General features: G+C 42.6%; 9 protein-coding genes and 2 pseudogenes. 10 read left to right on the top strand and 1 reads right to left on the bottom strand.

Going from position 1 to position 10,302, the window contains the following annotated elements; all coding sequences use genetic code 11:
- The 10 genes and pseudogenes from IYQ92_RS09810 to IYQ92_RS09765 all read left to right on the top strand — a co-directional run.
- Window positions 1-509, top strand: a pseudogene (locus tag IYQ92_RS09810) (DDE transposase); the annotation flags it as partial.
- A gap of 558 nt (window positions 510-1,067) precedes the next feature.
- Window positions 1,068-1,856 carry a dihydroorotate dehydrogenase electron transfer subunit gene (locus IYQ92_RS09805; RefSeq protein WP_195676474.1) on the top strand — a complete coding sequence of 263 codons (789 nt, stop codon included), beginning with the start codon at window positions 1,068-1,070 and terminating at the stop codon, window positions 1,854-1,856.
- A 3-nt stretch (window positions 1,857-1,859) separates the two neighbouring features.
- Window positions 1,860-2,804 (top strand): dihydroorotate dehydrogenase, encoded by a 945-nt coding sequence (locus IYQ92_RS09800; protein ID WP_195676473.1) that lies wholly within the window; start codon window positions 1,860-1,862, stop codon window positions 2,802-2,804.
- A gap of 252 nt (window positions 2,805-3,056) precedes the next feature.
- Complete coding sequence (gene pyrF, locus IYQ92_RS09795) at window positions 3,057-3,752, top strand: orotidine-5'-phosphate decarboxylase (RefSeq protein WP_195676472.1); 696 nt, start codon at window positions 3,057-3,059, stop codon at window positions 3,750-3,752.
- Window positions 3,753-3,811: 59 nt separating this feature from the next.
- On the top strand, window positions 3,812-4,441 hold the full coding sequence (gene pyrE / locus IYQ92_RS09790) for an orotate phosphoribosyltransferase (protein ID WP_195676471.1): 630 nt from the start codon (window positions 3,812-3,814) through the stop codon (window positions 4,439-4,441).
- 15 nt (window positions 4,442-4,456) lie between these two features.
- Entirely contained in the window at window positions 4,457-5,215 is a 759-nt protein-coding gene (locus IYQ92_RS09785) for a GNAT family N-acetyltransferase (RefSeq protein ID WP_195676470.1), read from the top strand.
- Window positions 5,205-5,705, top strand: a complete 501-nt coding sequence (locus IYQ92_RS09780; protein WP_195676469.1) for a YbhB/YbcL family Raf kinase inhibitor-like protein — start codon at window positions 5,205-5,207, stop codon at window positions 5,703-5,705. Before IYQ92_RS09785 ends, IYQ92_RS09780 begins: the two co-directional genes overlap by 11 nt.
- Window positions 5,706-5,716: 11 nt before the next feature.
- A complete protein-coding gene (locus IYQ92_RS09775; RefSeq protein WP_195676468.1) occupies window positions 5,717-6,370 on the top strand; it encodes a uracil-DNA glycosylase in 654 nt (217 codons plus the stop codon).
- Window positions 6,371-6,417: 47 nt separating this feature from the next.
- Complete coding sequence (locus IYQ92_RS09770; RefSeq protein ID WP_195676467.1) at window positions 6,418-7,689, top strand: dihydroorotase; 1,272 nt, start codon at window positions 6,418-6,420, stop codon at window positions 7,687-7,689.
- Between the two features lie 141 nt (window positions 7,690-7,830).
- A pseudogene (locus IYQ92_RS09765) lies at window positions 7,831-10,150 on the top strand (5'-nucleotidase C-terminal domain-containing protein).
- 56 nt (window positions 10,151-10,206) lie between these two features.
- Here the strand turns inward: IYQ92_RS09765 and IYQ92_RS09760 are convergent.
- On the bottom strand, window positions 10,207-10,302 hold a 96-nt coding region (locus IYQ92_RS09760), incomplete at its 5' end, for an IS3 family transposase (RefSeq protein ID WP_133162783.1).

The following is a 10,302-nucleotide window of genomic DNA, read 5'->3' as shown; positions in this document are numbered from 1 at the left end:
ATGTAGTTGATACCCTTCCTGAGACAGGTCTACTTGAACAGATAGAATCCAAACATAAAGGAGAGCCGACAATTGCCAAAAGGATAATCAAAAACATGAGTCAGACCATTCTTGACAGAACCAAGTGCTTAATGGCTGATAAAGGTTATAGCGGCAAGCCTCTCCAGACTCTCTTAGAAGAAGCCGAAATTATCCCTATCGTTGACAATAAGCATCAGTGGAAAGAGGACGAGACCAGACAGTGTTTAGATACTGATTTAATTGACAATCAGAGTGGTCAAGTTTGGTATGTGGCTGACAATGGCAAAGCGATTGAGTTGGTTTACAAAGGTTACGATAAATCTTCGGACAGCCTACGTTATGGCTTTCATCCTAAATACAATAATTCTAAGAGTTATCGCTTGAAGCGTAGTGTTGAGCCTATTATAGTCACTATCGTAGCTCGTTCCAGTGCTAAGTTTAAGAGACTTTACAAAGAACGGACGAGTATCGAGAGGCTAAATGGGTGATTGGATAGAGATTTTCGTTTGGAAAATCACACCATTAGGGGCTTAGCTAAAATGAAAGCAGTTATCACCATGAGCTTTCTAGTCATGGTAGGCTTCGCCTTGTACAAGCTCAATCACGGGTAGACGTCGCATTTGGCCAGTTGGGTTGTTTAATTTTAAAAGTTTCCCTTAAGACCAAGGGAGGAATCTGCCCTTTTGGGGAGGACAGTACTCCTTTCAATTCTAAATCACACTGAACAAGGCGATTTGAGCACACCATATTCTTTTTTTGATGGTCAAAATGTTCCTCCAAAGAGTGATAGATGGCAAAAAACGGACTTTCGGAATTGATTCCTCTAAATATTCCCTTGACATCCTCTCACATTATGTTACAATAATAAAAATTAACCAAAAACCTTTAATGCAAGCCCAGAGAGGCTTCAAAGGCTATGTGAGTGGAGTTTAGTATGGCAACCGCGGTTGTTGGCTGGCTTCTTATTAGAAAAAGTTAGGATTTTTGTCTTGCTTGTTTTTCACGTAACCTCGTCTCTGGGCGAGGTTTTTTGTGGAAAGGTAGCTATGATACTTAAAGAAGAGATGACCATTGTTAGTCAGCGTGAGATTGCGACTGATATTTTTGAGATGGTTTTGACAGGGCAGTTGGTGGAGCAGATGAGTGCTGGGCAGTTTTTGCACATTCGAGTGCCCGATATTAGCAAGGTTTTGCGTCGTCCGATTTCTATTTGTCAGATTGATAAGGCTAAGCGTGAGGCGGTTATTGTTTACCGTGTTCAAGGTTTGGGGACGGAGATTTTTTCTCACCTTGGGGCTGGAGATGTACTTGATTGTATGGGGCCTCAGGGGAATGGATTCCCTATTGATTTTTTAGACGCGGGTCAGACTGCGCTCCTAGTTGGTGGTGGCATCGGTGTCCCTCCCTTGCTTGAGCTAGCTAAGCAATTATACGCCAAGGGCGTGGCGGTGACCGCTGTTATCGGATTTGCTTCCAAGGATGTGGTGATTTTGGAGCAAGAGCTGGCGCAGTTTGCAGACGTCATTGTGACGACAGATGACGGTTCTTACGGCACTAAGGGCTATGTGTCAACCGTCATTGATACTTTTAAAAATGAGTCTGACGCGGTCTACGCCTGCGGAGCTCCTGGCATGCTTAACTATGTGGACCAGAAATTTGAAAAACATCCGCACGCCTATCTATCGATGGAGTCACGGATGGCCTGTGGCATGGGGGCTTGCTATGCTTGCGTGGTTCATGTAAAAGATGCAGACGAGTCTAAGAGCTTGCGGGTCTGTGAAGACGGTCCAGTTTTTGCGACAGGAACTGTCCTCCAAGAAATGAGAAAGGGGTAAGTTATGACTGACAATCGTTTGGCGGTATCTTTACCGGGATTAAACCTGAAAAATCCAGTTATTCCAGCATCAGGTTGCTTCGGTTTTGGTCAGGAATACGCCAAATATTACGACCTTGATAAATTAGGGGCAATCATGATTAAAGCCACTACTCAGGAACCGCGTTTTGGAAATCCGATACCTCGTGTTGCCGAGACTCCGTCAGGGATGCTTAATGCTATCGGACTTCAAAACCCAGGTGTAGATGTTGTTTTAGCTGAGAAACTCCCTTGGTTGGCGGAGCATTTTCCAGAGCTTCCTATCATTGCCAATGTGGCAGGTTTTTCGAATGACGAATATGCTTATGTTTCTGAGAAAATCTCAAAAGCTCCAAATGTCAAGGCTATCGAGCTTAATATCTCATGTCCAAATGTTGACCACGGAAATCATGGGCTTTTGATTGGACAGGTTCCGGAATTAGCCTACGCTGCGATTAAGGCAAGTGTAGAGCATTCGGCTGTGCCGGTCTATGTGAAACTAACACCGAGTGTTGCCGACATCACAACGGTGGCCAAGGTAGTTGAAGAAGCGGGAGCGACTGGTTTCACCATGATCAATACGCTAGTCGGTACACGCTACGACCTCAAAACGCACAAGCCAATTATCGCTAACGGCCAAGGTGGCATGTCTGGTCCAGCGGTCTTTCCTGTAGCTTTAAAACTCATTCGTCAGGTTGCCCGGGCATCAGACTTGCCTATTATAGGCATGGGGGGGGTTGACTCTGCGGAAGCAGCGCTTGAGATGATGATTGCTGGCGCGTCAGCCATTGGTGTAGGTACGGCAAACTTCACAGACCCATATGCCTGTCCAAACATCATCGACCGACTGCCCGAGGTCATGGACAAGTACGGGATTTCTAGCCTAGAAAATCTCCGTGCTCAAGTGCGTCAGGAGTTGCGTGGCAATTAGCTCTGCTATTTTCCAAAAAACCAGTAAAATTTTGACATTAACTGTCGAAAACGCTATAATTTAGACAACTAAATAACCTTTAACGTGAGTCCAGAGAGGCTTTCAAGGTGACTAAAAGTACGGGTTACGTAATTTTAATTATGTAAATTTGCGCTTTTAACAAACAGGTCAAGGGTGCATTGTGCCCAAATCGTGTAGCCTTGCTTCTCTGGAGTGAGGTTTTTCTATTGTCCTTACTTTGAAAGGAGTCTTATGACTGAAAATCGTCCTGTTGTTGCCCTAGATTTCCCCTCTTTTGAGGAAGTCAAAACCTTCCTTGCTCGTTTTCCAGAGGATGAAAAGCTCTTTGTGAAGATTGGTATGGAGCTTTATTATGCTGGTGGTCCGGAGATTGTGACTTACGTTAAGTCGCTCGGGCATAGCGTTTTCCTTGACCTTAAGTTGCACGATATTCCTAACACGGTGCGTTCCGCAATGGCTGTGCTAGCTAAGCTAGGGGTCGATATGACCAATGTTCATGCGGCTGGTGGTATTGAAATGATGAAGGCTGCGCGTGAAGGACTTGGTCAAGGACCGATTCTGATTGCGGTGACCCAATTAACCTCAACTTCAGAGGAACAAATGCAGTCTGACCAAAACATTCAAACCAGTTTGACCGAGTCAGTTGTCAACTACGCTAAGAAAACAGCGGAAGCTGGGCTTGATGGTGTTGTCTGCTCTGCTCATGAGGTTGCCATGATTAAAGAAGCTACGTCAGATGATTTTGTCTGCCTAACACCTGGAATTCGCCCAGCGGGCTCTGCTATCGGCGACCAAAAACGTGTCATGACACCAAGTGATGCACGAGCAATTGGGTCAAACTATATCGTGGTTGGACGTCCGATTACACGAGCAGAAGACCCAGTTGAGGCTTATCGCCAGATTAAGGCAGAGTGGTCACGCGACTAGTCCTATTTTTTGAAATACTATTTTTGATTTTACATTCATCTATTATAAGGAGACTTACTATGACATTAGCAACACAAATCGCATCAGATTTATTAGACATTAAAGCTGTTTACTTGAAACCTGAGGAGCCATTTACATGGGCTTCTGGGATTAAATCACCGATTTATACGGATAACCGCATCACGCTTTCATACCCTGACACGCGTACTTTGATTGAAAATGGCTTTGTTGAAAAGATTAAAGAGGAATTTCCAGAAGTGGAGGTTATCGCGGGAACAGCGACAGCGGGTATTCCTCACGGTGCCATCATCGCAGATAAAATGAACTTGCCATTTGCTTACATTCGTTCTAAACCAAAAGACCACGGCGCAGGTAATCAAATCGAAGGTCGCGTGGCTAAGGGGGAAAAAATGGTTATCATCGAGGATTTGATTTCGACAGGTGGTTCTGTACTGGATGCTGTTGCGGCGGCAGAACGTGAAGGTACTGACGTACTAGGTGTGGTTGCCATTTTCACTTATGAATTGCCCAAAGCAACTGAAAACTTTGAAAAAGCTGGCGTCAAATTGGTGACCTTGTCAAATTACAGCGAACTCATCAAAGTAGCTAAAGTTCATGGTTATATCAATGCTAACGGTTTGCAGCTTTTGAAGAAATTTAAAGAAAATCAAGAAACTTGGCAAGACTAAGTTAGAAAGTTTAACATGAATTACAAGGAATTATTAGAAGATAATCAGCCTGTTTATTTTGAAAATGAACGATTTCTTCACTTCAAGAATGAGCTGATTTCAGAACGCTATTTTGCTAACTATTTGAGTTATAAAACTATGCCTAATTTGGCTGATTTCCAGTCAGATATGGCTTACTTAGCGGATGAGCAGAGAGATTATCCTTCTAATTTTTCCTTTGTTTTCTTTATGGAAATGGCGGAGCTGTCAGATGAGTTAAGGTTATTTCTCCTTGAACAAGGCTTTGAATTAGAAAAGCACATCATCTTTACCAATCAGCTGGTTAATTTAAATTTAGTTGAACGTGGCCTTGGTGATATTAGGATTGCATCTTTGGATGAGACTTGGTTGGCGAAATATTTGGAATTGAAGTATCAGCAGGCTCTTCCTTATGGAAAATCTTATGCTGAACAGATGTTGGCTGACAATCGAAAAAAACTCTTATCAAATGGTTCCAAGTTTTATTTGGCTGTCAAGGACGACCAAATTATTGGCGATGTGACGGCATGGGTTCACGGCGATTTTATTGAAATTGATGATTTTTCTGTAGATGAGAAATTTCGAGGACAAGGAATTGGAACCAATCTTCAGCTAGAAACTAGCCGTGGTTTTGACAAGGTAATTCTTTTGTCTGAGGAAGGTAATCGTGCCGTGTATGAACATCAAGGCTATCAGGAAGTTTCCCACTACTGGACAGCCTTGAGGGTTTCAAAGGAGAATAGTGATGGAAATTAAGGTAACTTTTGAAGATTTAGTGCTACCAGATGTTTATAGTAAAAAAGCAATTGACACAGAGCATGGTATGGCAGCCCAGTCTTTTCCATTTGAAGTGGTGAATGTGCCTGAGGCTGCAAAAACACTGGCTTGGACCTTTGTTGATATGGATTCCATTCCAGTTTGTGGCTTTGCCTATATCCATTGGGTGGTGGCCAATGTACCTGCAAATCAGACTAGCATCCCAGCAGATTTTGCTCGTCGGGAAGCTGTCTTTACCAAAGGAAGTAATAGCTTGGTCAGTAAGTTTCTGAATCAGGATTTTGGAGGTTTGGTTCATCGTTACATTGGTCCAAAGCCTCCTGATAAAGATCATTTGTACACTTTGACAGTCTACGCTTTGGATGCTGACCTTGATTTGACTGAAGGATTTTTCATGAATGAATTGCTTCATGCTATGGACGGGCATGTTTTGGCGGAAGCCCACATTGATTTGCTAGGAAAATATTAGTTGGAGGCAGTATGCAACATTCAAAATGGCATGACTTGATTAAGGAGGAATTGCCAGAAGGGTATTTTCACCAGATCAATCGTTTTATGGATCAGGTTTACGGTCAAGGGATTGTTTATCCGCCTAAAGATAAGGTGTTTAATGCTATTCAGACAACGGATTTGGATGATGTAAGAGTTGTGATTATCGGGCAAGACCCCTATCATGGTCCCAAGCAAGCACAGGGTTTGTCCTTTTCGGTACCAGATGATTTGCCAGCTCCGCCATCTTTGCAAAATATTTTAAAAGAATTGGCTGAAGATGTTGGTCCGCGTAACCATCACGATTTGACACCATGGGCTGAGCAGGGAGTTCTTTTACTTAATGCTTGTTTGACTGTCCCAGAGCATCAAGCAAACGGTCATGCTGGTCAAATTTGGGAACCTTTTACAGATGCTATCATCAAAGTAGTCAATCAGAAAGAGACACCTGTTGTCTTTATTCTTTGGGGTGGTTATGCACGTAAGAAGAAGGCGTTGATTACCAATCCGATTCATCATGTTATCGAGTCGGCGCACCCCAGCCCCTTGTCAGCTTATCGTGGCTTTTTTGGTAGCAAGCCGTTTTCACGAGCTAATGATTATCTCAAAGCTGATGGTTTTGAGACGATTAATTGGTTGTGTTAGTGTCAACTTGGGAGAAATTTCTGTTTGTAATTAAAAGGAGAGAGATTATGTTATTGATAAAAAATGGACGCGTTGTTGACCCTAAGTCGCAATTTGATGACATTTGCGATGTTTTGGTTGATAATGGACGTGTGGTAAAACTGGCAAAATCAATTGAGACTGAAGGTGCAGAAGTCATTGATGCTACTGGCTTAGTTGTGGCGCCAGGGCTTATTGATATTCACGTGCATTTCCGCGAACCTGGTCAGACGCACAAGGAAGATATTCATACAGGGGCGCTAGCTGCAGCTGCAGGTGGTTTTACGACGGTTGTCATGATGGCCAATACCAATCCAACCATTTCGACGGTTGAGACATTGAAAGAGGTGTTAGAGAGCGCAAGCAAGGAAAATATTCACATTTATACCAATGCGACTATCACCCAAAACTTTGATGGCAAGCATTTGACGGATTTTGAGGCTTTGCAGAAAGCTGGCGCTATTTCATTTTCAGACGATGGTATACCTTTGCAAAGTACCAAGATTGTTAAAGAAGCCTTAGATGAAGCTAAGCGCTTGGGAACTTTTATCGCTTTGCACGAAGAAGACCCAGAGTTAAACGGTATTCTTGGATTCAACGAACACATTGCTCAAGAAAAATTCCATTTTTGTGGAGCAACTGGCGTGGCTGAATATAGCATGGTTGCGCGTGATGTCATGATTGCTTATGACCGTCAAGCACACTTGCACATTCAACATTTATCGAAGGCTGAATCTGTCAAGGTAGTTGAGTTTGCTCAGAGTTTGGGGGCACCGGTTACCGCTGAAGCAGCACCGCAACATTTTTCAAAAACAGAAGATTTACTATTGCTCAAGGGAGCAAATGCCAAAATGAATCCTCCCCTCCGCTTGGAATCAGACCGCCGTGCAGTGATTGAAGGCTTGAAATCAGGTGTCATTTCGATTATCGCAACGGACCATGCTCCTCACCATGCAGATGAGAAGGCAAATGCCGATATGACCAAGGCACCATCAGGAATGACAGGTCTAGAAACGTCATTGTCACTTGGTTTGACCAACTTGGTGGCTACTGGTGATTTAACCTTGATGCAATTGTTAGAGAAAATGACCTTAAATCCTGCTAAAATGTATGATTTTGATGCGGGATATTTGGCAGAGAATGGCCCAGCTGATCTTGTTATTTTTGCTGATAAGGAAGAACGTCTGGTCTCAGACCAATTTGCTTCCAAGGCAAGCAATTCACCTTTTATCGGCGAAAAGTTGCAGGGTGTTGTCAAATACACCATTTCGAACGGTCAAATTGTTTATCAGAATAAATAATTTCAAACACCAAATAACCGAAAGTTCTTTCAGACAAAATAAACTGAAAGGGCTTTTTATTTTGCAATTTAAGAACGAAATAATCTATTTTTTGGAAAAATATACGATATAATAGAAAGCAATTAACTTTGGAAGTTATTTATGAAAAAGAAAAATGTTATGGCAATCTTGTCGACAATTTTGTTGTCAACGATAATTCTAGGAAGCCATGTTTCTGCTGATGAAACAGTATCAACCGAGTCGCAAGCGGTAGAAAATACCCCATCAGTGGTGACCATTAAAGAAACTAAGTCCGTAACTAATTCTTTGGCTAATACTGAAGCGCCAGTTGCTAATAATGCTGGTGCACCTTCTGCGACATTAGAAATAGCAAGTAATAGTATAGCAACTAGCTCAGCAGAAGAAGCAACTACACCTGTTGTTGAAAACAATGCAACGCCTCAATTGTCTGAAGAATCCACTACAACTGAGGATAACACCCTAACCATTTTACACACCAATGATATGCACGGGCGTATTGTAGAGGAATCATCTGTTATCGGAACTCCAAAATTAGCAGAAATTGCTGAAGAAAATCGTCAGCAGGGGGACAACCCTAGTGCTGGATTCAGGAGATGCTTTCCAAGGTCTTCCAATTTCAAATAGTACCAAAGGTGAAGATATGGCCACCATCATGAATGCTGTTGGTTATGATGCCATGACTTTTGGGAATCACGAATTTGACTTTGGATTGGACCAATTGAAGAAATTGCATGATTCAGTTAATTTCCCCATGATTAGTTCAAACGTTTATGTCAAAGGCGTTCGTCTTTTTGATGCTTCGACCATTATTGACAAAAACAAGGCTGTAGATGGTGATAAAGTAGTGGTTATCGGTGTTACAACGCCTGAAACAGCTACCAAGACACACCCACGAAATGTTGTCGATGTGACATTTACTGACCCAATTACGGAGGTCAATACGGTCATTTCGCAGGTCGAGACAAATGCTCGCGCTGAAGGTAAAACTTACAACCGCTACATCATTCTTGCCCACCTAGGTGTAGACACTACGACTCCTGAAGAATGGCGTGGTGATAGTTTGGCTAAGGCTCTTGCTACTAATACAGAGCTTGCTGGGAAACGAGTCCTTGTTTTGGATGGACATTCTCACACAGCCTTGGTTGAGCAATTTGGCAACGTCACCTATAATCAGACTGGTAGCTACTTGAACAATGTCGGTAAGATTACTCTTAATTCTGAAAAAATCTTATCAAATGCTTTGATTGATGCCAAAACAGGCAAAGCTGTTAAGGAAGACGAAATGGTTGCGACACTTGTTAATGCTATCAAAGATAAGTATGCCACTCAAAATGCAGTTGTTGTCCTTGATAATAACCCAGTTGAATTGAATGGTCAACGTGAGAACGTCCGTGTCCGTGAAACCAATCTTGGAAACTTGGTTGCCGATGCCTTGCTTGATTATAGTCAAACTGGTTTCAGCCATAAATCAAATCTTGCCGTGACAAATGGTGGTGGACTCCGTGAAACAATCAAAAAAGACCAACCAATTACAAAAGGTGATTTGATTGCAGTTTTACCATTTGGGAATGTGATTTCGCAAATCACGGTGACCGGTCAACAGCTTCAGGAGATGTTCACAAAATCTGTCGGCTCTATTTTGCAAAATGTCGATGGTAAAGCAGTGCTAGATGAAAACGGTCTGCCATTACTTGAACCAAGCGGTGGTTTCTTGCAAATTGCTGGCGCAAAAGTATATTATGACCCAACTCTCCCTGCGGAAAATCGTGTTCTTGGGATTCAAATCTTAGATCCAGAATCAAATACATGCAAGGCTCTTGATTGGAAGGGGACTTATTATTTGACAACCAATGATTTCCTAGCTGCTGGAGGTGATGGTTACACTATGCTTGGTGGTACGCGTGAAGAAGGTCCATCAATGGACGCAGTCTTTGCAGATTATTTGCCAAAAGCTGACCTAACTTCTTACGCAGTAATCAATCCTAATACACGTTCAGTTGCGATTTCAACTGCCAACTACAAGGCTATGTCGACTACTCAAGTCACTCCAACTCCAGATACCCCTGCTCCCGTAGTTCCAGCGCCTCTTGTGTCGGCTCCGATATCTCCTGTGCCACAAGTTGCCCCTACCCCAGCAAGCTCAACATCACAGGATACTTCAGTATCTCAAGGACAAGAGGCTAGCTCTAACAAAACAACCTCAACTAAGGTGGTCAATACCCCATCATTGCAAATTACATACGATGCAACAAGTCAGCAAATGGTTGTGACACAAACGAAATCATCATCAGAGGTCGTGCCTGTGTCTTACCAAACTGCTAAAACAAACAAAATTTTACCGAAAACAGCTGATGAAGATTCAGTCGTTAGCCTACTAGTAGGATTTGGTCTGTTGGCAGCTGGACTTTACGGTGTTCGCCGTAAAGGTTATCGTAACTAAAAATGTAATATAAAAAACGTCGTTCTGTACTGACCCCAAAAAGTTAGACATTTAATTTATCCAAAGGATTTAGTTCTGTATTGCACAGGACTGAGTCCTTTTAATTTTACCTTAATTCGTTTGTTGTTGTAATAATCAATATAGTCTACAAT

The organism is Streptococcus sp. HF-1907 (assembly GCF_015594605.1).
GTDB lineage: Bacteria > Bacillota > Bacilli > Lactobacillales > Streptococcaceae > Streptococcus.
Note: the sequence above shows the minus strand (reverse complement) of the source record. Positions and strands in the feature narration are given on the sequence as shown.